This window comes from Epilithonimonas sp. JDS, from assembly GCF_021261315.1.
GTDB lineage: Bacteria > Bacteroidota > Bacteroidia > Flavobacteriales > Weeksellaceae > Epilithonimonas.
Map to the genome: position 1 here is coordinate 108,765 of NZ_JAJSAX010000003.1, position 25,094 is coordinate 133,858.

Annotated in this window: 24 protein-coding genes; 16 read left to right on the forward strand and 8 right to left on the reverse strand. The window is 37.3% G+C overall.

Annotated elements, in window-relative coordinates; genetic code table 11:
- Positions 1 to 56 precede the first annotated feature (56 nt).
- From mce to LUD75_RS10975, 5 genes are all read right to left on the reverse strand, one after another.
- Positions 57 to 455: a methylmalonyl-CoA epimerase gene (gene mce / locus LUD75_RS10955; RefSeq protein ID WP_232705717.1), complete on the reverse strand. Its 399-nt coding sequence runs from the start codon at positions 453 to 455 to the stop codon at positions 57 to 59.
- 237 nt (positions 456 to 692) lie between these two features.
- The gene (tpiA, locus tag LUD75_RS10960; protein ID WP_232705718.1) at positions 693 to 1,454 is read right to left on the reverse strand and encodes a triose-phosphate isomerase; all 762 of its coding nucleotides are present in this window, start codon (positions 1,452 to 1,454) and stop codon (positions 693 to 695) included.
- A gap of 7 nt (positions 1,455 to 1,461) precedes the next feature.
- Positions 1,462 to 1,812, reverse strand: a complete 351-nt coding sequence (locus LUD75_RS10965) for a TerB family tellurite resistance protein (protein WP_034967521.1) — start codon at positions 1,810 to 1,812, stop codon at positions 1,462 to 1,464.
- An 8-nt stretch (positions 1,813 to 1,820) separates the two neighbouring features.
- The gene (locus LUD75_RS10970) at positions 1,821 to 2,897 is read right to left on the reverse strand and encodes a BT_3928 family protein (protein ID WP_232705719.1); all 1,077 of its coding nucleotides are present in this window, start codon (positions 2,895 to 2,897) and stop codon (positions 1,821 to 1,823) included.
- Between the two features lie 34 nt (positions 2,898 to 2,931).
- Entirely contained in the window at positions 2,932 to 3,468 is a 537-nt protein-coding gene (locus tag LUD75_RS10975; protein WP_232705720.1) for a DUF1599 domain-containing protein, read from the reverse strand.
- A gap of 131 nt (positions 3,469 to 3,599) precedes the next feature.
- Here LUD75_RS10975 and folP point away from each other — a divergent pair, with 131 nt between their 5' ends.
- The 6 genes from folP to rplI all read left to right on the forward strand — a co-directional run bounded on the left by folP (position 3,600) and on the right by rplI (position 9,009).
- Entirely contained in the window at positions 3,600 to 4,433 is an 834-nt protein-coding gene (folP, locus tag LUD75_RS10980; RefSeq protein WP_232705721.1) for a dihydropteroate synthase, read from the forward strand.
- 2 nt (positions 4,434 to 4,435) lie between these two features.
- On the forward strand, positions 4,436 to 5,785 hold the full coding sequence (locus LUD75_RS10985) for a chloride channel protein (RefSeq protein ID WP_232705722.1): 1,350 nt from the start codon (positions 4,436 to 4,438) through the stop codon (positions 5,783 to 5,785).
- A gap of 113 nt (positions 5,786 to 5,898) precedes the next feature.
- Positions 5,899 to 7,533 carry a GEVED domain-containing protein gene (locus tag LUD75_RS10990; protein ID WP_232705723.1) on the forward strand — a complete coding sequence of 545 codons (1,635 nt, stop codon included), beginning with the start codon at positions 5,899 to 5,901 and terminating at the stop codon, positions 7,531 to 7,533.
- 122 nt (positions 7,534 to 7,655) lie between these two features.
- Positions 7,656 to 7,997, forward strand: a complete 342-nt coding sequence (gene rpsF, locus LUD75_RS10995) for a 30S ribosomal protein S6 (protein ID WP_028122361.1) — start codon at positions 7,656 to 7,658, stop codon at positions 7,995 to 7,997.
- 27 nt (positions 7,998 to 8,024) lie between these two features.
- Positions 8,025 to 8,327 carry a 30S ribosomal protein S18 gene (gene rpsR / locus LUD75_RS11000; protein ID WP_028122362.1) on the forward strand — a complete coding sequence of 101 codons (303 nt, stop codon included), beginning with the start codon at positions 8,025 to 8,027 and terminating at the stop codon, positions 8,325 to 8,327.
- A 166-nt stretch (positions 8,328 to 8,493) separates the two neighbouring features.
- Positions 8,494 to 9,009, forward strand: coding sequence for a 50S ribosomal protein L9 (rplI, locus tag LUD75_RS11005; RefSeq protein WP_232705724.1), 516 nt, complete (start codon positions 8,494 to 8,496; stop codon positions 9,007 to 9,009).
- A 67-nt stretch (positions 9,010 to 9,076) separates the two neighbouring features.
- On the opposite strand, the gene LUD75_RS11010 is transcribed toward rplI, so the two are convergent.
- Positions 9,077 to 9,625 carry a thioredoxin family protein gene (locus LUD75_RS11010; RefSeq protein ID WP_232705725.1) on the reverse strand — a complete coding sequence of 183 codons (549 nt, stop codon included), beginning with the start codon at positions 9,623 to 9,625 and terminating at the stop codon, positions 9,077 to 9,079.
- A gap of 84 nt (positions 9,626 to 9,709) precedes the next feature.
- Here LUD75_RS11010 and LUD75_RS11015 point away from each other — a divergent pair, with 84 nt between their 5' ends.
- The 3 genes from LUD75_RS11015 to LUD75_RS11025 are packed head-to-tail and all read left to right on the forward strand — an operon-like array spanning position 9,710 to position 12,125.
- Positions 9,710 to 10,588 (forward strand): lysophospholipid acyltransferase family protein, encoded by an 879-nt coding sequence (locus LUD75_RS11015; RefSeq protein WP_232705726.1) that lies wholly within the window; start codon positions 9,710 to 9,712, stop codon positions 10,586 to 10,588.
- Positions 10,589 to 11,566 carry a glycosyltransferase family 2 protein gene (locus LUD75_RS11020; RefSeq protein WP_232705727.1) on the forward strand — a complete coding sequence of 326 codons (978 nt, stop codon included), beginning with the start codon at positions 10,589 to 10,591 and terminating at the stop codon, positions 11,564 to 11,566.
- A gap of 4 nt (positions 11,567 to 11,570) precedes the next feature.
- Positions 11,571 to 12,125 (forward strand): 3'-5' exonuclease, encoded by a 555-nt coding sequence (locus LUD75_RS11025; RefSeq protein ID WP_232705728.1) that lies wholly within the window; start codon positions 11,571 to 11,573, stop codon positions 12,123 to 12,125.
- A 23-nt stretch (positions 12,126 to 12,148) separates the two neighbouring features.
- On the opposite strand, the gene apaG is transcribed toward LUD75_RS11025, so the two are convergent.
- Entirely contained in the window at positions 12,149 to 12,532 is a 384-nt protein-coding gene (gene apaG, locus LUD75_RS11030) for a Co2+/Mg2+ efflux protein ApaG (RefSeq protein ID WP_232705729.1), read from the reverse strand.
- Positions 12,533 to 12,685: 153 nt separating this feature from the next.
- Between apaG and purB the strand changes: the two genes are divergently transcribed.
- The 4 genes from purB (at position 12,686) to LUD75_RS11050 (ending at position 21,241) form a co-directional block, all read left to right on the forward strand.
- Positions 12,686 to 14,113: an adenylosuccinate lyase gene (purB, locus tag LUD75_RS11035; protein ID WP_232705730.1), complete on the forward strand. Its 1,428-nt coding sequence runs from the start codon at positions 12,686 to 12,688 to the stop codon at positions 14,111 to 14,113.
- An 88-nt stretch (positions 14,114 to 14,201) separates the two neighbouring features.
- Complete coding sequence (locus tag LUD75_RS11040) at positions 14,202 to 17,891, forward strand: phosphoribosylformylglycinamidine synthase (protein ID WP_232705731.1); 3,690 nt, start codon at positions 14,202 to 14,204, stop codon at positions 17,889 to 17,891.
- Positions 17,869 to 18,261 carry a ribonuclease inhibitor gene (locus LUD75_RS11045; RefSeq protein WP_232705732.1) on the forward strand — a complete coding sequence of 131 codons (393 nt, stop codon included), beginning with the start codon at positions 17,869 to 17,871 and terminating at the stop codon, positions 18,259 to 18,261. Before LUD75_RS11040 ends, LUD75_RS11045 begins: the two co-directional genes overlap by 23 nt.
- Positions 18,262 to 18,343: 82 nt before the next feature.
- Positions 18,344 to 21,241 (forward strand): AsmA-like C-terminal region-containing protein, encoded by a 2,898-nt coding sequence (locus LUD75_RS11050; RefSeq protein WP_232705733.1) that lies wholly within the window; start codon positions 18,344 to 18,346, stop codon positions 21,239 to 21,241.
- A 54-nt stretch (positions 21,242 to 21,295) separates the two neighbouring features.
- On the opposite strand, the gene LUD75_RS11055 is transcribed toward LUD75_RS11050, so the two are convergent.
- Entirely contained in the window at positions 21,296 to 22,192 is an 897-nt protein-coding gene (locus tag LUD75_RS11055; RefSeq protein WP_232705734.1) for a hypothetical protein, read from the reverse strand.
- Positions 22,193 to 22,521: 329 nt separating this feature from the next.
- Between LUD75_RS11055 and LUD75_RS11060 the strand changes: the two genes are divergently transcribed.
- The 3 genes from LUD75_RS11060 (at position 22,522) to LUD75_RS11070 (ending at position 25,043) form a co-directional block, all read left to right on the forward strand.
- Positions 22,522 to 23,703: an acyl-CoA dehydrogenase family protein gene (locus LUD75_RS11060; protein WP_232705735.1), complete on the forward strand. Its 1,182-nt coding sequence runs from the start codon at positions 22,522 to 22,524 to the stop codon at positions 23,701 to 23,703.
- A gap of 83 nt (positions 23,704 to 23,786) precedes the next feature.
- On the forward strand, positions 23,787 to 24,356 hold the full coding sequence (locus LUD75_RS11065) for a DUF1287 domain-containing protein (RefSeq protein WP_232705736.1): 570 nt from the start codon (positions 23,787 to 23,789) through the stop codon (positions 24,354 to 24,356).
- Positions 24,357 to 24,392: 36 nt separating this feature from the next.
- A complete protein-coding gene (locus tag LUD75_RS11070) occupies positions 24,393 to 25,043 on the forward strand; it encodes a peptidoglycan recognition family protein (RefSeq protein ID WP_232705737.1) in 651 nt (216 codons plus the stop codon).
- The last annotated feature ends 51 nt before the right edge of the window (positions 25,044 to 25,094 follow it).

Consider the following 25,094-nt stretch of genomic DNA (forward strand, 5'->3'; position numbering starts at 1 on the left):
TTTGGTTAAATTTTGTGTTTGCAAAAATAGCAAAATTTCTTTATCTACAAAACGTTTTAGGGTTTTTCTTGACACAATTCTATCAAGACACCGTTAGTCGATTTTGGGTGAAGGAAGACAACTAATTTGTTATCAGCACCTTGTTTCGGTTCTTCGGAGATGAAAATGAAGCCTTCTTTTTTTAATCTTTCTATCTCGGTCTGGATATTTTCTACACCGAAGGCAATATGATGGATTCCTTCTCCTTTTTTGTCGAGGAATTTGGCGATTGGACTTCCGGGGTTTGAAGCTTCCAGAAGTTCTATTTTGCTTTCGCCAAGTTCGTAAAAAGAGGTGGTAACGCCTTCTCTTTCTACAGATTCCTGTTTGTAATTTGATTTTCCCAAAAGTCGGGCAAACAAATCATCTGAATCTGAAAGAAATTTCACAGCGATGCCGAGGTGTTCTATTTTCATTGTAAATTGGTAAAATAATTATCAATAAATTTTGACAAAATATGTTTGGATGACAAAACCCCTAGCCCCGATAGTAGTGGAAATCCTTTTTTGCTTTGACTTCCCTTTCTTTCGGATGACCAAATGTGGTGCAAAAAAGATTGCAACGGATAGCGGGATTAAGCTCCAAAAAAAACTTTGTCAAATCGGATAAACTTTGGCTACGCCGAATCTTCGATTTGACAAAGTAAATTTTATTTATGAATTGAATCCTTCTATGATTTTTGTGAAATCTTCGATTTTTAGCGCGGCGCCTCCAATCAAACCGCCGTCCACGTCGGGTTGGGAGAAGATTTCTTTGGCGTTGTCTGGCTTCACACTTCCGCCGTAAAGGATGGAAACTTCGTCCGCAACTTCTTTTCCGTATTTGTCAGCAATCAGGCTTCTGATGTAGGCGTGGACTTCCTGCGCTTGCTCTGCAGTGGCTGTTTCGCCGGTTCCGATGGCCCAAACTGGTTCGTAGGCAATCACAACTTTTTTGATTTCCTCTGCGGACAAAGTGAAAAGTGCGGTTTCGGTCTGGTTTTTCACGACTTCGAAATGTCTTCCGGATTTTCTCTCCTCCAGTTTTTCGCCGTTGCAATAGATTGGTGTCAAACCTTTGTCCAAAAGGGCTTTCACTTTTCTGTTCGCGTGGCTGTCGGTCTCGCCGTGGAACGTTCTTCTCTCGGAGTGCGACACCAAACTTCCGTCTGCATCGATGGATGCCAGCATATCCACAGAAATCTCGCCTGTGTACGCGCCACTTGCATATTCTGAAACGTCCTGAGCGTACACGCCCACTTCCCCATTTTTGAAAACTTCTTTAGCAGAAGCCAGATACAACGCTGGCGGAGCGATGAAAACCTCGCAGTTGGTGGTGTTATTTTTTTTGTATTCTAAAAGCTGAGCCATCAATTCTTGTGCTTCAGCGTAGGTTTTGTTCATTTTCCAGTTTCCTGCAACAATGTTTTTTCTCATTTTGATATTATTTTAAATTCCAAAGGTTTTTCAGTAGGATGTAAAATTTGTGCTCGTCATCGCTCACTTTGTTGTCCGCTTTGATGAGGGATTTTGCGAATTGGATGAAGTCTTTTCTTTCTTGCTCGGTAGAATCTTCTTCGAAACATTTGGCGTGGAACTCGAAGTGGTCTTGCCATTGGTCAGACGTCAGTTGTGCGATGATTTCCAACTCGTCGTCCAAGTTGAGACGAAAAGGAAATTCCTCGGTCATATATTCCTGAACTTTGAGCCCTTCTTCCGGTTTTATGATTCCATCGACTGCGGACAAAATCATCAATAAGTGATAGCCAGCGATTGGTTTGTTTGATTTTCTCATTATATAAATTATTCTTTTTCTAGGTAATCTTTAGCACTTGATTTTTCCACCACTTTTCCTTTTTCCAAAACTAGTACGAAAGGATTGCTTCTCGCAATGGTTTTGATGGCAATCTCGTCCATCAGGTAATTAGGGATTTGTTTGTAAAAATTCGGCTGTGTGCTTACACCGATCACTTTGGCTTTTTCTGTCAAGGCTTTTGTTTCGGTTTTTTTGACTAATTCTACGTCTGCTTCTTTTGGTTTGTAAGTGAAAATGATGACAACTCTTGGTTCTTTCAGGATTTCGTCTGTGATGGGATTTCCTGTAGCATCTTCAATTTTGAATTTTGAAATTTCGGATTCATAGCCTTTCTTGGAAATCTCTGAGGTTGTCTTTCCTTCCTCGATTTGCCAAGTGGTGTCTTTCCAATATTCTTTATTGATGTATTCGTCTTGGTCAACTTTTTTGACCTCGTTGGTTTTTGAATTTTTTAATGAATAAAAAGTCTTGTATTCCGAAGGATTTTTATTGATTTTATCTTTTTCTAAAGCCAAATCTGTCCCAATTGCATAGGCTCGGAAATCAATCATCGGTTCGTGGAAAACACCTCTGAACATTACGAATAGCATTATCAAAACAAAAACACCCAACAAAGGTAATTTCCCGAATCTTACCTCCTCATTCTCTTCTCTTTTTCTATATAATACAGCTAAGATTATCAACAAAACCAAAAGCGTAATATCTTTCCAAAACGATTGCCAAGGCGTAAATTTCAAAGCATCTCCGAAACATCCACAATCTGTCACTACATTAAAATAAGCTGAATAGAACGTCAGAAATCCAAAGAAAACGCAAAGTGCAATCAAGGCATAAATGGTTTGCTTCAGTTTGATTTTCATTAATAACATAAACCCTAAAACCAGCTCCAGCAAAACTACAATGATTGAAAATACCAAAGCATATTTCTCCAAAAACGGCAAGTCAAAAACGATAGGCGAAAAATATTCTTCCAATTTGAAAGAAAATCCCTTGAGGTCCACCGCTTTTACAAATCCAGAGGCGATGAATATAAGTGCGACAATGTAGCGTAAAACTGCTTTCATAAGTTATGATTGATGAATGATTAAAAAAAATCTCTTAATTTTTGAACTTGATCAAACAGAAAACTGCGTAGTTGAGCATATCAAAATAGTTGGCATCTAAACCCTCCGACACCAAAGTTGCGCCGTTGTTATCTTCTATCTGTTTGGTTCTGAGCACTTTTTGATAAATCAAATCGGTGATGGATGAGATTCTCATTTCGCGCCATGCTTCGCCGTAATCGTGGTTTTTGCGTTCCATCAATTCTTTGGCTTTTTGAGCATAAAAATTATAAAGCTTCATTGTCTCGTCAGGATTTGCGTTGATCTCATCCGAAAAACCTTTTTCCAACTGAATTAATCCGATGATGGAATAATTGATGATGGCGATAAATTCGTCTTCCTCACTTTCGTCCACCATTTTCACGTCAGTCATCTGCAAAGTACGAATTCTATTGACTTTGATATAAATCTGATCTGTTATAGAACTTGGACGTAGAACGCGCCACGCAGTTCCGTAATCTTTCATTTTTTTCTCAAATAAGTCCCTGCAAACCGTGATAACGTCGTCAAACTGGGCGGATGTATTGTGCATAAATCAGTCTATTGGTTCAAAGATACAAATTTAGTTGAAAGTTGGAAGTTGATGCTTGTCAGTTTTTGAGTTTCTAAAATCATTTATTAATTATCGTCATCATTTCTTTTTGAAATCTCTATTTTTGTTAAATGAGTTTTTCTATTACAAATTCTGACATTTCCAGCTCCTTTTCCATCAATTGCAATGGCCGATTGATCGATCTTTCGAAGCCAAAATTAATGGGAATTTTGAACCTCACGCCAGATTCTTTCTCAGATGGCGGGAAATTTAATAATGAAAAAAATGCGTTAATACAAGCAGAAAATCTTCTTAAAAACGGTGCAACCTTCATCGATATTGGCGCACAATCCACGCGACCAAATGCGGAATATTTGAAGGCTGATGAGGAAATCCGAAGAATTGGAAATGTGATTTCATTAATCAAAAAAGAATTTCCGGAAAGTCTGATTTCGCTGGATACTTTTTATGCGGACGTTGTGAAGTTTGGTTTTGATAAAGGTATTGATATTGTGAATGATATCTCGGCCGGACAGTTTGATTCTGAACTTTTGGATACAGTTGCACAAACAGGATTACCTTATCTATTGATGCACATCAATCCAAGCTACGAATCGATGCACGAGAAAATTAAGTTTGATGATATAATCCTTTCAATCAACCGATTTTTCTCAGAGAAAATTTTAGAATTTAAACAAAAAGGAATCAAAGACATCATTCTAGATCCTGGTTTTGGATTTGGGAAAACTGTGGAAGATCAATATAAAATGATAGATGAATTTGAATACATTGGTTTTGGCAAATATCCCGTACTCGCAGGAATTTCAAAAAAATCATTCATCTATAAACCGCTTGGAAAAGAGCCAAATGAAGTTGAAAAGGAAACCTTAGATCTGCATTTGAAATTAATAGAAAAAGGCGCAAAAATCATCCGCCTTCACAATCCTGAAACTTTGAAAATCTGAGTATGAAAAAAATCTTTCGGTATATCAGAACCATCCTCAAAAAATCTTTTGACAACATCCGAAACGAACGTTTGAAAGAAAATCTCTTGCAGGCAGTTCCTTTCTGGGTAGGCTCTATCATTACCGGAATCATTGCAGTTTTATACGCGCAGGTTTTTGCTTTCGGAGAACATACGCTGAACAAAATCCTGGACTGGCATCTTTGGATGATCTTTATAATAGCGCCTGCCGGATTTGTGCTTTCCTGGTGGCTTGTGAAAAAATATGCACCTTTTGCAAAAGGCAGCGGCATTCCGCAAGTGATGGCAGCGGTAGATTTTGCAAATCCGAAAGACAATCATTTGATCTATAAATTATTGAGTTTTCGAATCATTATTATAAAGATCATTTCGAGTTTTGTTTTGGTATCAAGTGGCGGCGCAATCGGGCGGGAAGGACCAACGATACAGATTGCAGGATCGGTTTTCCGAAAAGTTTATGAATATTTGCCGGAATGGTGGCCAAAGATTTCGAAGAAGAATATGATTCTTACCGGTGCTGCTGCCGGACTTTCTGCAGCATTCAACACACCATTGGGCGGAATTGTTTTCGCAGTGGAGGAATTATCGAAAACACATATTAATTACTTTAAAACAGCTTTGTTTACTGCGGTTATAATTGCCGGACTTACGGCACAGTCTTTTGCAGGTTCTTATTTGTATCTCGGATATCCGAAAACTGGCAATGTCACTTTGTGGATTATGTTTCCCATTATTTTCGTCTCAGGAATTTGCGGCATTCTCAGCAGCCAGCTTTCCGTGACTATGCTGAAAATTAATCGGTTAAAGAAAAAACTTAAAACTGATCTTTCAAACGTCATCTTTCTTATTATTTGTGGATTGATCGTCGCAACCATCGCCTATTTCATCAATCGTGATATTCTTGGTTCCGGAAAAGACATTATAGAAAGAGTTCTTTTTACAGATAACAAAACTGAAGCGTGGTATGTTCCAATCCTCAGAATGCTTGGACCGGCTTTGGCTTTCACATCCGGCGGCGCGGGCGGAATCTTTGCTCCTGCACTTTCTACAGGTGCGTCTATCGGGAGTGTGTTTGCTGGCGTTATGAATTTGACAGACAATGAAACCAATGTTTTGATTCTGGCCGGAATGGTAGCTTTCCTGACAGGAATTACACGTGCACCATTTACATCAGCGATTTTGGTTCTGGAAATGACGGATCGGCATTCATTGATATTTCATTTGATGCTGGCCGGGATGATGTCGTCTATTTTTTCTGTGGTAGTAAGCCGCCATTCTCTTTATGAGTCTTTGAAAATCAATTTTATTAATGATATTAAAAATGGAAAATAGTTTTATATTATGTTAAATTGTTATTATTTTTTTAAATATTATATAAAAAATTAACACTCGTTACGTTTTTTTTCATAATTTTGAAATGAATCAAAAAAAATAAATTTTTTATTATGAAAAAAATTCTATTCTCTTTAGCAACATTAGCCGGCTTATGCGCTTCTAATGTGATGAACGCACAGTATGTTGTCTTCCAGGACAGCTTCGAAAGTTATGCGGATTTTTCGATTTCTAATGTCGGCAGCTGGACTTTACTTGATGTAGACAACAGTCCTTCGGGCGGATTTCAAGGGATCACTTTCCCGAATGGTAATGGAACTAATAAAGCTTTTCAGGTTTTTAATTCCACAACAACAACTCCTGTCTTAGAACCGACAGACGCTTCGGACTGGACTGCCAGAACAGGTGTAAAGACTATGGCTTCCTTTTATCTTGTGAGCGCAGCTTCCAACAACGATTGGTTAATCTCTCCAAAAATCACTTTGCCTTCCGATGGCGGTGCACTAAGTTTTTGGGCAAAAAGCTGTGATGCAACTTATGGCGCAGAACAGTACAGAGTTTACATCTCAACAACAGGGACTGCTGTTGCAGATTTCACTCCATTGTCAGCAGCCATTACAACGCCTTCCGATATTACCTGGCACGAATTTACATCCAGTTTGAGTGCTTATGCAGGACAGCAAGTGCACATTGCTATCCAGTGTTCATCTACTGACCAATTTGGTTTTGCTGTAGATGATTTCAAAATTACAACATCTGTTGCGCCCTCTGCTGCGCCTAGCTGTTCGACACTGACTTCTCCAGCTAATGCTGCTACGAATGTTCCTTTTACATCTACAACTTTATCTTGGGGTGTTTCTTCAGGCGCTGACTCTTATGATGTTTACCTGGATACAAATCCTAACCCGACTACACTTGTTGGTAATGTGACAAGTACAGGCTTTACAGTTCCATCTACGTTAGCTCTTAATACCACTTATTATTGGAAAGTCATTCCTAAAAATACGATTGGCGCAGCTACAGGCTGTACTGTAAATTCTTTCACAACTGCTGCGGCATCATATTGTACTGCGTCTGCAACATCTACAAGTTTTGAAAAAATATCCAATGTAACTTTTGCAAATATTAATAAGAGTTCTACATCCACAGCAGGTTATGAAGATTTCACATCTACTGTGGGAAATGTTACTGCTGGATCAACTTACACCTTCAGTGCTAGTTTCACAGGAACTTCTTATCCTGAAGATCAAGTATTGGTATGGATTGACCTAAACAATGATAAGGACTTTAATGATGCAGGTGAGCAGGTATTGGTAACACCTACCAAAACATCTCCTTGGACAGGTTCCATTACAATTCCGGCAACAGCTACAATTGGAAACACCAGAATGAGAGTAAGACTGAATGACTCCAGCTCCAGTTCTTCCAATACTACACCTTGTGGAACAGCAACTTTCGGACAGGTTGAAGATTACACACTGAACATTGGAACGCTAGCAGTTTCTGAAGTTTCCAAAAATGGTATCAAAGCTTATCCAAACCCGGTTAAGGATATCTTCAATATTGAAGCTCAAGGTAAGATCAAGTCTGTAAAAGTTTATGATGTTACTGGTAAACAATTATTAACAAAAGACTTGAATGAAGTTAAATCTCAAATTGATTTCAGCAAATTCAACGCTGGCGTTTACGTTGTAACAACTTTATTGGAAGATGGAACTTCTACTTCTACGAAAGTGATCAAAAAATAATATTTTAAAATATTAAATTTAATCCCGTCAAACTTTGACGGGATTTTTTTATGCCAACTGTTTGTAGTTTAGAAAAAAGTTGTACTTTTGCAACTCGAATTTTTAATTAATAAATTAACATTATGAACAATTACGAAACTGTTTTCATTTTAACTCCCGTTCTATCTGATGCTCAGGTGGAGGAAGCAGTGAAAAAATTTGAAGATCTATTGACTTCAAACAATTGCGAAATCGTTGCCAAAGAAAATTGGGGACTTAAGAAATTAGCTTATCCTATTCAATTGAAAAAGAATGGTTTTTACACACTGATCGAATTCAAAGGAGAAGGAACTGTAGTTGCAGATCTTGAAACTGCTTTTAAACGTGATGAGAGAGTGATCCGTTATTTAACGACTAAACTTGACAAACACGCAATCGATTATGCAGTAACAAGAAGAAGCAAAATCAAATCTGCTAAAGCTTAATTATTAACCTTTTAAAATTTTAAAATCATGGCAATAGATGATATGGCAAAACAAGCCTCTGCCGGAGGCGAATCTGAAGTAAAATTCCTTACTCCACTTGATATCAATACAAAAACTGATAAAAAGTACTGTAGATTCAAAAAATTCGGAATTAAGCACGTAGATTACAAAGATGCTGACTTCCTTTTACAATTCGTAAACGAGCAAGGTAAAATCTTACCAAGAAGATACACAGGAACTTCTCTTAAATACCAAAGAAAAGTATCTGCAGCTATCAAAAGAGCAAGACACCTTTCTTTGATGCCTTACGTAGCAGATCTTTTGAAATAAGACAAAAATAAATAAAGGAAGTAGGTTCGCCTGCTTCTTTTGTTGCTGAATAAATCAATTAATTCTAACGATTTAGATAAGAGATAAAAGATGAAAGATAAAAGATTATAAAATCTTGCTTCTTTGCTCTTTGTTCTTGGCTCTAAAACTAAAACGGACAACAACAATGGAAATTATCCTAAAACAAGATGTAGAGAACTTAGGACTTGAGTTCGATACAGTAAATGTAAAACCAGGTTACGCTCGTAACTTTTTACTACCTCAAGGTTTTGCTTTATTAGCAACGCCTAAAAACAAAGCAGCTTTGGAAGCTACTTTGGAATCCAGAAAAGAAGAAGAAGCTAAATTGGTTGCTGCTGCTAACGCTGTAGTTGAGCAATTGAAGAAGACATCTATCACTATTCCTGCAAAAGTAGGTTCTGGTGACAGATTATTCGGTTCTATCAACAATGCTGATCTTGCTGCTGCTTTGGCAAAAGCTGGTGTAACTGTTGATAAAAAATATATCAAAATTCCTGGAAACACAATCAAAAGAACTGGTACAGTGACTGCATTGATCAGACTTCACAGAAATGTAGAGTACAACTTTGATTTTGCTATCGTTTCTGATGCTCCGGTAGAAGCTCCTAAACCAGCTGCTAAAGCTAAAGTTGAAGAAGAAACTTCTTCTGAAGAAGCTTAATCAGTACTTCAAAATACAAAAAAAACCATCCCGATATTTCAGGATGGTTTTTTTATGAATTATAATCTTAAGATTTTTTAGGTTTCCAGGTTGTGAAAAATTTTTTCACCTTTTCCAAACTGTAGCCACTGCCCTCTTCCAAAACTGAGCTGTCTTGTGTATGAATTTGTTTTCCATTTTCATCCAAAACAATGAAAACTGGATAACCAAATTTCTCTCCCGGATTTCCGTAGCTGGCAAATATCTTTTCATTTTTATTTTCCGGAGACCAGTTCAAGTGATAATAAACGTAATTGTCATCAACCACTTTTTTAAGTTCCGGCGTTTGCTGCACGTAATTATTAAATCTCAAACACCAGATACACCAGTTTCCTCCAGCCTGGATAATGACATTTTTGTGAGTCTTCTTAGCTAATTTCACAGCATTCTGAATATCCAATTCTGCATTGGCCTCAGGATGATAAGGCTTAGGCAGCTTTGCTTTTTCCTCAGCCGCAGCTTTCTTTTTTGCTTCGATTTGCTCTTTTGTCAAGGTCTTTTCAGTAGATTGTGCGTTGACTGCAGAGAAAGCAAGCAGACCTCCAACAAAGAATAATTTTATAATTGATCTTTTCATTTTAATAAATATTGATTTTACAAACATCAAATTTAAGCAATTATCCCGCCATTTTTCAGTATATTTGCCAATATTCATTATACATTGAATCAATTTTTATTCAGATTATTATTACTAATTTCCCGATTACCACTGAGAGTATTATATGTATTTTCAGATATTATGTTTTTCATTAATTATTATATTGTCGGATATAGAAAGAAAGAGGTTTTGGAAAATCTTAAAAATTCTTTTCCCGATAAATCTGACAAGGAGATCAAAGATATTTCTAAAAAATTCTTTTCCAACTTTTGCGATTATTTGGCCGAGATGCTCAAAGCGTTTACCATCAGTAATGTAGAGTCAAGAGTTCGAATGCAACATCTGAATCAAGAGGTTTTTCACGATGCAAAAGCAGAAGCAAAAAATGTGATCCTACTTTCCGGCCACGTTTTCAACTGGGAATGGTTCAATGCTCTGGCGACGATTGTCCCACAGAAAGATTGTCATCCTGTTTACCGGAAAATGAGCAGTAAATTTTGGGAACAGAAAATCAAAATGATCCGAAATAGATTTAACAACAAATCTCTGGAAGCCAATGATGTGATCAAACACATTTTCAGAAATCAAAATGATGGAAATTCTATCTATATGTTTGTTGCGGATCAGACACCAAATGTACATTCAGTGAATTACGGACTAAAGTTCCTGAATCAAAAAACGCCTGCATTTGTGGGCTATGACAAGCTATCGACACGAATGGATATGGTTTTTATCTATTGTGAAATGAAAAAGGTAAAGCGTGGATTCTATCAAGTCAATTACCACAGAATTTTCCCTGACGGCGATAAATTTGTAGAACACGAGGTTGTCAAAAAATTCCATGCTCTGTTGGAAAACACTATTAAAAAACGACCCGACAACTGGCTTTGGTCTCACAGAAGATGGAAATACAAAGATGCCATTAAAACTTACGAAGATTAGATGACTGTCGCTATTGCTATATTGAATTGGAATGGAAAAAACTGGCTGGAAAAGTTTTTGCCGTCAGTAATCAAATATTCTTATGATGCGGAAATTTATGTTATTGATAATGCTTCCTCAGATGATTCTGTTCAATTTTTAAAATCAAATTTCCCATCAGTAAAAGTTATTCAGAACCAAAGTAATTCTGGTTTTGCAGCGGGCTATAATGAAGGTTTAAAATCCATCACAGCAGACATTTACTGTTTGCTGAATTCTGATGTAGAAGTTACAGATCAATGGATTTCACCAATAACTAAACTCTTTTCTGAAAATCAAAATATCGCAGCCATTCAGCCAAAAATTCTGGATTTCAATCAAAAAAACAAATTCGAATTTGCCGGTGCTGGCGGTGGTTTAATTGATAATTTAGGCTACCCATACTGCCGGGGACGTGTTTTTGAAAATATAGAATTTGATAACGGACAATATGACGATGAAACCGAAATCTTTTGGGCATCAGGCTGTTCCTTATTTATTCGTTCCGAGGATTTTTGGAAAATGAATGGTTTTGATGAGAGATTCTTTGCGCATCAGGAAGAAATCGATCTTTGCTGGAGATTAAAAAATGAAGGACGGAAAATTTATTATTGCGGAAAGTCAACAGTATATCACGTCGGCGGCGGAACTTTAAAAAAAGAAAATCCAGAAAAAACTTACCTTAATTTCCGTAATAATCTATCAATGATGCTTAAAAATCTGCCATCATCAAAAGTTTTTTTTATTCTATTTTTCAGGCTTCATCTCGACGGTTATGCGGCATTTTATCTGGCTTACAAAAATGGATGGAAATTTCTTTGGGCTGTTCTCAAAGCTCATGTTTATTTTTACATTCAACTTCCAAAGTCAATTCAGATGAGACAAAATCATCACATTGATCCTTATTATCAGACCAAATGGTTGATGTTCAAACATTTTTTAGGTTCAAAGAATAATTAATAAAATGAATTTCATAGCCTTAGATTTTGAAACTGCCACTCACGAAAAAAACTCAGCCTGCGAGCTGGGAATTTGCATCGTGGAAGATGGCGTGATCAAAGAAACTAAATCCTGGCTCATAAAACCGCCATCCTATCCATATTTCAATTATCATAATGTTGCTGTGCACGGTATCAACCCGGAAGATGTGAGGAATTCTCCAACTTTCGGAGACATTTGGTATGAGATCGAGCAATTGATGTATGGAAACTTAATGATCGCCCACAACGCTTCTTTCGACGCTGGCGTTTTGCGTGGCTGTCTGGATCATTACGGATTTTTCGCACCGAAAATTAATTATTTATGCAGTATTGGGGTTGCAAAAAAGGCGTGGAAAAATCTTAAAAGTTATGGACTGAAAAGCCTTGCGGAACATCATGAAATCAACTTTAATCACCACCGGGCGGACGCAGATGCGGAAGTTTGCGCAAAAATTTCTCTGCTAAGTTTCGAAAGATTGATGATTTCCAGAAATGAAGAAATCACGGAAGTATTTAATAAAAAGATAAAGTTTCTTTAAGAACAAATAATTATTAATCAAAATCAATTGCTCAGAACTTCCGTCACCAAATTGAATTTTGGAATACTTACATTGAACTTTTCTTTCTCAAAATTTTCAAAAACATAATGACCTTCCATATTGCCAACGCCGGACTTTAGGATCACATTTGAAAAATAACTGAACTTATCGCCGCTTTCTATGACAGGTGTCAAACCGATCACACCTGCACCTTCAACTTCCGTAAATCCAAATCCTAAATCGTAGATCACCCATTTTCGTGAAAGTAATTTCACCGGAAGACTTCCAAGATTCTCAATCTCAATATTATACCTGAAAACAAAACGGTTTTCAGAAGGATAACTGTTGAAATTATCATACTCAGTCGTCACGCTGACCCTTATTTCGGAAGTATTTTTAGAAACCATTTTTATCAGATTTAATTTGGAGATACAAATATCCCGCCGATTATTTGATTAAAAAATTATCTTTTGGTTAAATTGATTTCAATCTTAAATTTCATTTTATTCAGTCGGTTAATTTTCTTAATTTTGTGTCATCTAAAAAGTAAAAAGAAAGAAATGAATTCCTACAAAAACCCATTGGAAGAGCGCTATTCCAGTGAAGAAATGCTATTTAATTTTTCTCATAATAATAAGTTCCGTACTTGGAGAAAACTTTGGGTGGCTCTTGCTGAAATAGAAAAAGATCTAGGCCTTGAAATTTCGGATGAGCAGATCGCAGAACTGAAAGCCAATGTCGAAAATATAGATTATCAGATTGCCGCTGAATATGAGAAGAAATTCCGACACGATGTGATGGCTCACGTTCATACTTATGGTGACGTTGCGCCTTCTGCAAAGGGAATTATTCACTTGGGAGCGACTTCGGCATTTGTAGGAGACAATACTGATTTAATTCAAATCCGTGACGGACTTTTAATCATCAAGAAAAAGTTGATCAACGTGATGAAGAACCTTGCTGATTTTTCGATTCAATATAAAGACCTTCCGACATTAGGATTCACACATTTCCAACCAGCTCAGTTAACAACTGTTGGAAAAAGAGCAACACTGTGGTTACAGAGTTTGGTTCTAGACATTGAGGAACTTGATTTTTTCTTAGAAACTCTACGTTTCAGAGGCGTGAAAGGAACAACAGGAACGGCTGCAAGTTTCCTAGAGCTTTTCAATGGCGATTATTCTAAAGTAAAACATCTTGACAAAGAGTTGTCAAAAAGATTCGGATTCGAAAAAGTTTTCGGCGTTTCTGGTCAGACTTACGACAGAAAAATTGATGCTAAAGTGGTGGCTTTATTAGGAAACATCGCACAATCTGCACATAAATTTACCAACGATTTACGTTTGCTTCAAAACTTGAAAGAAGTTGAAGAACCATTCGAGAAAAACCAAATCGGTTCATCGGCAATGGCTTACAAGCGTAACCCTATGAGAAGCGAAAGAATCGGAGCACTGGCAAAATACGTGATGTCCTTGACAACGAGTTCTGCAATGGTGGCTTCAACGCAATGGTTTGAAAGAACTTTGGATGATTCAGCCAACAAGAGATTGACAATTCCACAAGCGTTTTTAGCTGTTGATGCAATCTTGTTGATTTGGAATAATATTATGAACGGAATTGTGGTTTATCCAAACAGAATCAACAAACACATCGAAGAAGAGCTTCCTTTTATGGCGACGGAATACATTATTATGGAGGAGGTAAAAGCTGGTGGCGACCGTCAGGAAATCCACGAAGTGATAAGAGTTCACTCAATGGAAGCTTCGAAAAAAGTGAAAGAAGAAGGTAAAGAAAACGATTTGATTGAAAGGATTTTGAATGATGAAACTTTGAAACTTGATAAATCAAAATTAAAAGAAGTTCTGGACCCGAAAAACTTTATCGGTTTTGCACCAATCCAAACAGAGGAATTCATTGCGAATGAAGTTCAGCCGATTTTGGATGCGAACAGCGAATTGATCGGTTTGGAATCTGACCTTAAAGTATAATCTGTGCAGCTTCGGCTGCATTTTTTTGTTATAAAATAAATCTAATAAATGATTTTAGAATGAAAGCTAAAATCTCATATCTATAAAAATGAATAAAAGAATTTTCGTAGAAAAAAGAGGAATTTTCGATGTAGAAAGTCCAAAAATTTTTGATGAAGTAAAAGCGGTAGTTCCGTCGATCCAAAGCGTAAAAGTTTACAACGTTTACGATATTTTTGAATTAAATGACGGTGAATTCGAAAAAGTGGTCAACAGCACATTTGTGGATCCTGTTACCGATATTTTAATCGAAGAAAATCCTGCGGAAGGAGTTTATTTCGCACTAGAATTTTTGCCCGGACAATACGATCAGCGTGCAGATTCTGCGCAGCAGTGTATCGCTTTACTTACTGGAAATGAGAAATCAAAAGTAAGAAGCGGTAAGCTTATGCAGTTTGAAGGCATTTCAGAAGCTGATTTGGTGAAAATCAAAGATCTTTTGATCAATAAAGTGGAATCTCAGGAAAAAGATTTATCGACACTGAATATTCCTGCAGAAGAAACGCCTTCAAAGGTTTTGGTTCACGAAAATTTCATCAGTTTTGATGATGATCAGCTGGAAGAATTCTTTAATTCTCACGGTTTTGCATTGGGATTGGATGATTTGAAATTCATTCAGGAATATTTTAAAACTGAACAGAGAAATCCTACAGAAACTGAACTGAAAGTTTTAGACACGTATTGGAGTGACCACTGCCGTCACACAACATTCGAAACAGAACTGTCAAACATTGAATTTGAAGGTCAGTTTAAACATACATTGGAAACTATTTTCAATGATTATATCGAAAAAAGAAAATTCTTAGGACGCGAATTGAAACCAATTTCCTTAATGGATTTGGCGACGGTTTGCGGAAGGTATTTCCATAAAACAGGCAATCTGGATAACTTGGTGGTTTCTGACGAAATCAACGCCTGTACCATCCAGATCGAAGCTGAATACGATGGCAAGAAAGAACCGTGGTATTTATTATTCAAGAATGAAACACACAATCACCCAACAGAAATTGAACCTTTTGGAGGTGCTTCAACGTGTTTAGGCGGGGCAATCAGAGATCCTTTGTCCGGACGTTCATTCGTTTTTCAGGCGATGAGATTGACGGGTGCTGCTGATGTTTTAGAACCTGTAAGTCACACATTGCCAGGAAAATTACCTCAAAAAACAATCACAAAACAGGCGGCAAACGGTTATTCTTCTTATGGTAACCAAATCGGTCTCGCGACTACAATGGTTTCTGAAATCTACGATGAAGGCTACAAAGCAAAAAGAATGGAAGTTGGTTTTGTGACCGGCGCCGTTCCTGTAGACTGGGTAAGACGTGAAAAGCCGGAAGCTGGCGATTCGATCATCATTTTAGGTGGTGCGACTGGTCGTGACGGTGTTGGTGGAGCAAGCGGAAGTTCGAAAGAACAGGACGAAACTTCTATCCACACGATGAGTTCTGAAGTTCAGAAAGGAAACGCTGTTGAAGAACGTAAAATCCAGAGACTATTCAGAAATCCTGAAGTAACGAGGCTGATTAAAAAATCAAACGATTTCGGTGCTGGTGGCGTTTCTGTAGCCATCGGTGAAATTGCGGATTCTTTGGAGGTTAATTTAGATGTTTTACCTTTAAAATATGAAGGTTTGAACGGAACCGAGCTTGCCATTTCTGAATCTCAGGAAAGAATGGCGGTCGTGGTTGAACCAAAAGATAAAGAACAGTTCATCAAGTTCTGTGAAGCAGAAAACATTGTGGCTGTGGAAGTTGCAAAGGTGACAGATTCAGGCAGAATGCAGATGTTCTGGAAAGGTGATAAAATTGTTGACCTTTCAAGAGAATTTCTCGATACGAACGGATGCTCTAAAAGTCAGGAAGTTAAGATTACGCATCTTAATGAAGTGAAAGAAGAAACTCAGGTTTTCAACGAAGAGAATTTCTTGAAAATCCTTGCAGATAAAAACGTTGCCTCTCAAAAAGGTTTGTTGGAAATGTTTGATTCATCAATTGGTGCGACCACGGTTGCGATGCCTTTGGGTGGAAAATATCAGCAGACTTTGATAGAAGGAAGCGCTCAGACTTTACCGATTTTGGGCGCAAAAGATATTGAAACCGTTTCTTTTGCAAGTTGGGGATTTGATGCTGAAATTTCAAAGCAAAACTCTTTATTGGGAGCTTCTTACGCAGTCGTTGAAAGCGTTGCGAAAATCGTTGCGATGGGCGGCGATTATAAAAACATCAGATTTAGTTTCCAGGAATATTTTGAGAAATTGGGTCAGAACCCTGAGAAATGGGGCAAACCTTTGGCTTCGCTTTTGGGAGCTTATGACGCGCAAATCAACTTCGGTTTAGCGGCCATTGGAGGTAAAGATTCAATGAGTGGAACATATCAGGATTTGAATGTCCCACCAACGTTGATTTCATTCGCGTGTGCTAACGGTGAGAAGAAAAACGTAATCTCTCCGGAATTTAAACAGGCAGGAAATAAACTTTATTTCTTTAACCATACACCTCAGGAAAATGGACTTCCAAACTATGAAAGTTTGAAGGCAGTTTTTGAATTGATTTTCGAAAATATAAAGGCTGGAAAAATCGTTTCAGTGAAGACTGTGAAAGAAGGTGGCGTTGCAGTTGCTTTAGCAAAAATGAGTTTCGGAAACAGATTGGGTGCTGAGATTACAGTTGATGAGAAATTATTATTAACGAAAAATATAGGTAGCTTAATCATTGAATCTAATGAAGAATTAAGCACTGTAACACTTCAATTCATCGGCGAAGTAAGGAACTCTAATATTCTTAAAATCAAAGATTCTAAATTTTCGATCGAAAAATTATTAGCAGCAAATACCAGGACATTTGAGAACCTTTTCTCAACAGTTGAAAAAGAAAAAATAACGGTTGAAATCGATGAAAAATTAAACTCGATCAACCCAAGAAATATCATCATTAAGAAACACGGAATTGCTCAGCCAAAAGTATTTGCACCGATTTTCCCGGGAACAAATTGCGAATACGATACGCTGAACGCTTTCCAAAAAGAAGGCGCAATTGTAAGCAGTTTACCATTAATCAATATCAACCACCAATTATTGGACGAAAGTATTGATGCGTGGGTAGAAGAAATCAAAACGTCACAGATTCTAGCGTTCTCAGGAGGTTTCTCTGCGGGTGATGAACCGGACGGTTCTGCTAAGTTTATCGTGAATGTTTTGAAGAACGAAAAGATGAGAAATGCCGTTCACGAATTGCTGGACAGAGACGGAATGATTATCGGAATCTGTAACGGTTTCCAGGCGTTGGTGAAGTCAGGGTTGTTGCCTTACGGAAGAATCAAGGATTTGGATGAGAACTCTCCTACTTTGGCTCACAACGCCATCAGAAGACACATTTCCCAAATGGTGAATGTGAAAGTTCTGAACGACGTATCGCCTTGGCTGAAAGGAATGAAAGACCAAGTTTTCACCATTCCAATTTCTCACGGTGAAGGTCGTTTTATGGCTTCAGAGGAAGAAATTCAGAAGTTGTATGAAAACGGGCAGATTGCGACTCAATATCTAGATTTAGATGGGAACGTTGCTCACGGAATGCCTTTCAATCCAAATAACTCTTTGTTCGGAATTGAAGGAATCACGAGTCCGTGTGGAAAAATTTACGGAAGAATGGGACATCCAGAACGTTTTGCGGAAGGTTTGATGAAAAATATTCCAACTGCGAATTATCACAACATCTTCAAAAATGGAGTCGAATACTTCAAATAAAAATAACAAGAGATCGGCTGTCATCAATGGCAGCCATTTTTCTGATTTGTCGGGATTCTACGACGAAGTTTCCGATGTCTTGATGAAAGACGAAGATTGGAAAGTCGGGACTTTGGATGGTTTTGATGATATTCTTTATGGATTTCAGGGTGAAATCATTTGGAAAGATTCTCAGAAGTCAAGAGAGGATTTAGGTTTTAATTTGACTAAAGAATTTTACGAAAACAAAATCAAACAAGGAAAACCTTTTAATATCAAATTAATTCAGCAAAAACTGGATGATTTGATTGATGGAAACGGACAAACTTTATTCGAAATTTTGGTTGAGATTTTAGAATCACATCAGAATATTACTCTCATTTTAAGATAATTAACCTCAAAATAAAATGCTTTCACTCACGAAAGCATTTTCTTTAGCACAATCTTTGAATTAATCATAAAAATCTATGTTTATGAGTGCGGGAAATATAAAAACAGTGTTGCTGAAAATATTAAAATGGCTGGGAATTACGATTGCTTCTATCCTATTTCTAATGTTCATCATTCCGATTCTTTTTCCTGGGCAGATTTCGAATCAGGTCAAAATATTCGCCAACAAACATTTGGCTGGTGAACTCGATTACAAGAAAACACATCTTAGTTTTTTCCGTCACTTCCCTTCTCTCACGGTTTCTGTGGATGATTTTCTGTTGAAAGGCTCCAAACCTTTTGAACAAGACACGCTTCTCGCGGCCAAAGAAGTTGCGGCTGGAATCAATCTTAAAAATCTGATTTTTGATGGCGAGATAAAAATTGATGAAATTTATGTGAATGACGCTGTGGCAAACGTTTTCGTCAATTCCAAAGGTCAGGCGAATTATAATGTTTATGTTTCCAAGCCTTCCGAAAAGCCGAAAGATACGACGGAAGCTGGAGCATCTATCAAATTAGATTTAATCAAACTGAAAAATTGGAATATCAAATACAATGACCACGCAGCCAATGTTTTGGTGAATGCGAAAGGTCTTAATTACACAGGAAAAGGTGGATTGAGCGAAGATATTTTCGACCTCGAAACCGACCTTGGAATCGACAAACTTGATTTTGCATTAAATAGAATTTGGTACGCCAAAGAAAAATCACTTCACGCCGATTTGATTACGAGAATCAATACCAACGCCTTGACTTTTGTCTTGAGAAAAAATGAGTTGAGAATCAATGAACTGCCTTTGAAATTCACCGGTTTTGTGAGTATTTTAAAAGATGGTTATAATTTGAATATCAATGCGGCTTCGGAAAAAACCACTATTAAAGATATGTTGTCCGTTTTGCCTCCGCAATATTTAGGTTGGGTGAAGGACACGAAAATCGAGGGAAATAGTGATTTGTTCTTTAGTTTAAAAGGCCGATTCAGCGAGCCGAAAAACCAGAAACCCGATTTGAAAGCCAGTCTGAAAGTGAGCAACGGATTCGTTTCCAACAGCAACGCGCCAGTTCCAATGAACAATCTGAATCTGGATTTGAATGTTGATTTACATTCACTTGATACGAATAAACTCCTACTCGATTTGAGGAATTTAAGTTTCGACTTAGGTAAAAACAATAAGTTCCGAGCCGTTGTGAAAACGCAGGGAATGGACGAAATGAAAATCAATGCCAACATCAAGGGCGGAATTGATTTGGCGACCTTGGATTCAGCTTTGGGATTGAAAGATATTGAACTGAAAGGCCTGTTGAATACAGATATTCAATCGAATGGGATTTTCAATCTTGACAAAAAATTATTCCCAAAAACAAAAGGTTATCTGAATCTGAAAAACGGTTGGCTGAAAACAAAATATTATCCTAATGCGATTCAGAACATCAATATTTTAGCGAATATTTATAATACAGATGGGACTTTCAAAAGTCTTGGTGTGAAACTCGACCCGTTCAAATTTGATTTTGAAGGAAATCCTGTTTTCGTAAATGCTGATTTGCAAAACTTCGAAGACTTATTGTATAAAGTCAGAGCAAAAGGCGTTTTGAATATTGGTCGAATTTATCAGGTTTTCAAGAAAGAAGGGTTTGATGTCAGTGGTTTGATAATGGCGGATTTATCTTTAAATGGTCGTCAAAGTTACGCGACAACGGGACAATACAGCAAGCTTGACAACCGAGGAAACTTAATCCTAAAAAATATCAAAGCAACTACAGAATATCTTCCGAAATCATTCTTCATCAAAGAAGGAAACTTCGAGTTTGAGAATGAAAAAATGTGGTTCAGAAAATTCTTTGCGAATTATGGTAAATCCGATTTTGCTTTGAATGGTTATCTGCTGAATACCATCAATTATTTCATCGAAAGAAAAGGAACCTTGCACGGAAAATTCCATCTCAAGTCCAATTATATTTTGATTGATGAATTTATGGCGCTGAAAGAAGGCGATAACAAAGACAAATCGCTCGCTGTGGAATATGCGAAAGAAGAAAATCCGAAAAGCAGTGGCGTCGTGATTGTTCCTACAAACCTGGACGTTTCGTTGGAAGCGAATGCCAAAAAAGTTGAATTCAAAGGACTTGGTTTGAATAATCTGGTTGGTTTGGCGTCTGTCAACAAAGGCGAAGTTTATCTTAAAAATACAACTTTCGATATTGTTGGGAGCCGAATGGGAATCGATGCGAGATATCAGAACGAATCGCCGATTACAGCCAATTACGATGTCGCTTTGAAAGTCGATAACTTCGATGTTCAGCGCGCTTACAAAGAAATCGATATGATTCGTGAAATGGCGACAGCAGCCAAAGATGTGAAAGGAATTGTGTCTTTGGATTACAAACTGAAAGGCGATTTTGATGCGAATATGAAACCGATTTATCCATCATTGGAAGGTGGCGGAAATGTCAATCTAAAAGATGTCGAAGTCAAAAACCTGAAAATGCTCTCAGCCGTCGGAAATGATATTGGTTCGAATGCCTTCAACAATCCCGATATGAAGGGCGTTGACATCAAAACAAATATCAAAAACAATTTGATTCACGTGGACCCGTTTACTTTCAAAGTGTCAGTTTTGAGACCATCTATCAGCGGGACCACAAGTTTCAATGGCCTACTCGATTTCCGAATTCGAGTTGGATTGCCACCTGGCGGTTGGATTGGTTTCCCAGTTGTAGTCACGGGAACGCACGAAAAACCTAAAATCAAAATCTTCAGCAAAACCGGACAAGGCATTCTGGAAGCGCTTTATAATACAAAATCCAATAAAGTCATCCGAGAGGAAAAACGGGCTGAGAAAAAATCCAGAGCGCAACAACGAAAAGACAAACGCGCGCAGGAAAAGAAAGCTGAAAATGCGGAGAAGCAGGTAATAAAAGATGTTAAAGAGAAATAATTTGAGAGCTCCATAAAATTATGGAGCTTTTTTATTTTAGATAACATTGATTTATTACTCAAATTTAGTTTCAAAACCTTTCTTTAAGGCTTTTAGCTCTGGTTCGGTTAATTTTCTACTATTGATTTTTTCCCACAACATCCGGGCTTTATCATAATCTTTTAATCCTTCACGACTAACAGAAGCGCCCCATAAAAGGATTGCAAAGTCTTTTTTATTGTACAGAATATCAGCGAAAGAAACGAAAGCGCCATCATATTTTTCAACTGTATCTGTAAAGTCCAGCTTTCCTCCTTTTTTCGATTCTGTAATAATATATGCTTCTACGTTATCACTTTCTAATTGTTGATTATTATTAATTTTATCTAAAACGATATTCTCTAATTCTGTAATAATGTCCTTATATTGAATGATTTCAAAATCGTTGTTATTATATATAAATTTTGTCTTATCAATTTTAGCCCTATCCTTCTCGATATTCAATATTTCTTTGGCTCGATGCTCGGTTATTTTTCCTTTTAATTGAGAGGCAATTTGAAAGTTTGATTTTGTACTTGGAATTACGAAATTATAAAAGAAAGAGCCATCTTCAGTCTTGGGAATAAGCATTGCCATTCCAATAACATTTCCTTTATCAGCAATCAAAAAATAATAAGATGGCAATTTGGTCGCAAAATTAATATAGTCTTCTGAAGTTGGGTTTTCACTAATAAAAACTGAAGACATTTTATTATCAATGTTGTCTTTCATAGAATAATAATTCGAAACGATTTCAACATTTTCAAATTTGATTTTTTCAATGTTTAAGCTGTTAAAAATGGGATTTCCATTCTTATCAGTTTGCGAGAATAATTTTGAACTTCCTAAAGCAAGGATAATTAAGGTTAGAGATAAAATATTTTTCATTAGTTTTTTAATATTAATGTTAATGGCTATTTGAGTTTCAGACATTAAAAATAGCATTTATATTAACACAATTACTAAAACAAAAATATTTTTGGTTACAAAACGAAGGTTTTCTAACCAAACAACTTCGGCAGAAGTCTCCCACAGTTTGCAACAAACACAATGACTTTTACTTTTGTCACAAAACGGTCGTTTTCAAACAAAAGTAAAAGTTGTTTTGTTACAAACACACCTGTTTATGATTTCCGCCAAAGTTGTGCAGGTTTCAAACAGACTTGCGAAGCATTTATGACGTTTTTCAGAAAATGAATTATTTGTTAACAAATTTTTTTGGTAATTCAAGAAAAGCTTTATTTTTAGGCAAAACAAAAACAATGTCATACTATCCATTAACCAGCATACCCGATTATTACTCCATAGACAGCCTATTGACCGAAGAACACAAGCTTATCCGCGAATCTGTACGCAGCTGGGTCGAAAGTTTTGTGATGCCTAAGATTGATGAAGCAGCGCAGGATCACACCGATATTCCAGGGTTGATGAAGGAATTGGGCAACATTGGGGCTTTGGGACCTTACATTCCCGAGGAATATGGCGGTCCGGGATTGGACCAGATTTCCTATGGTCTAATAATGCAGGAGTTGGAAAGAGGCGATTCGGCAGTTCGTTCGGCGGCTTCTGTACAATCTTCCTTGGTGATGTTTCCTATTTTTGAATTTGGTTCTGAAGAACAAAAAAAGAAATATTTACCAAAATTAGCATCAGGCGATTTGATCGGCTGTTTCGGTTTGACGGAACCCAATCACGGTTCTGACCCATCCTCAATGGAATCGAAATTCACAGACCAAGGTGATCATTATCTTTTGAATGGCGCTAAAATGTGGATCACGAATTCTCCAATTGCTGACATCGCCGTAATTTGGGCAAAAGGCGAAGATGGAAAAGTCCGAGGAATGATCCTGGAACGCGGAATGGAAGGCTTCACAACACCGACCACACACAACAAATGGAGTTTGAGAGCTTCCAAAACTGGAGAATTGGTTTTCAATAATGTGAAAGTTCCGAAAGAAAATATGTTGCGAAATGTTGAAGGTTTGAAAGGACCACTTTCTTGCCTTAACTCAGCGAGATATGGAATTTCGTGGGGCGTCATCGGCGCTGCTATCGACTGTTATTGTACGGCTGTACAATATTCCAAAGAGAGAAAACAGTTTGGAAAACCAATTGGCGGATTCCAACTTCAGCAAAAGAAATTGGCAGAATTCCTGACCGAAATTACAAAAGCGCAATTGTTATGTTTTCAATTAGGAAATCTTAAAAATGCACATAAAGCTTCCCCAGCACAAATCTCAATGGCGAAGAGAAATAACGTAAAAATGGCGATTGATATAGCCAGAGAATCGCGTCAGATGCTTGGCGGAATGGGAATCATGGGAGAATTTCCGATGATGCGCCACGCTGCGAATCTGGAATCTGTGATCACTTACGAAGGAACGCACGACATTCATTTGCTGATCACAGGAATGGATATTACAGGCATCAATGCCTTTGGATAAGACCAAATCAATCTTATATATTTTAACAGAAACCTGCGGAATAATTTCGTAGGTTTTTTCGTTCATAATCTATAAATATTCAAATGAGAAAATATCTTTTCCTATTTATTCTAATTTCGTATCTAAGTTTTAGCCAAAACTTCCCTACCAAACTTTCCAATGCAGCGCTTGAGTTGACCAAAGATAAAGTTGTTTATGATCCAGACTACTTCGTTTTGAAGTATCCGAACGGCGATGTTCCCGCTGACAAAGGCGTCTGCACCGATGTTGTGATTCGTGCTTACCGAAAATTGGGAATTGATCTGCAAAAGGAAGTTCACGAAGATATGGTAAAGAACTTTTCAAAATATCCAAAAAAATGGGGATTGAAAAGAGCTGATTCTAATATCGATCATCGCAGAGTTCCAAACCTGCAGGTATTTTTTGCTAAATTTGGAAAAGTGAAACCAATCACAAACAACCCCAATGATTATGTTCCTGGCGACATCGTAACTTGGGATCTGCCAAAAAATCTGACACATATCGGAATTGTAGTTAACAAGAAATCACCTGATGGAAAACGTTATCTGATTGTTCACAATATTGGCGCTGGGCAGGTTTTGCAGGATTGTTTGTTTAGCTGGACGATCACGGGACACTATTTTTATCAATGATAATCGATGAGTGATAATTGATATTTTAAATTACTTATGAATAAACTTTTTCAAATATTATTGCTGAGTTTTTGTTTCTTGGTTCAGGCTCAGAACATCAAAATTGTTCAAAAACCAATTGATTATTCTAAAGAAAAAATCAAGTTGAGTTTGGAATATATGAAGGAACATCACGGCTTGGATCAGAAAACCCCGAAGATCACACCGAAGATTATCGTATTGCATTACACAGCTGGCGGAACGGTGGAATCCAACTTCAAATATTTCAACAATCTTCATCTTGAGAATCAAAGATCGACTTTGAAAAAACAAAGTTCGCTCAATGTTTCTTCGCACTACATCATCGACAGAGACGGAACAATCTATCAATTGGTTGATCCAGAACTATTCGCCAGACACACAATTGGCCTTAATTATTGCGCCATCGGCGTCGAAAATATCGGAAGCAAAGCGCAACCTTTGACCGACAAACAAGTGGAAGCCAACGCAGAACTGGTAAGATACTTAACCAAAAAGTATGCGATTGAATACGTTATTGGACATTCTGAATATGGTGTTTTCCGAAACTCAAAACTTTGGAAAGAATCTGACCCGAAATATTTCACAGGGAAAACGGATCCAGGTGATGATTTTATGAAAAAGGTCAGAGCGAAAATGGCGGATTTGAAATTGAAAAGTCAGCCGTAATACAATTCATTCTCTCGCAGATGAGGCAAATTTTGCAGATTAATCTTGCAT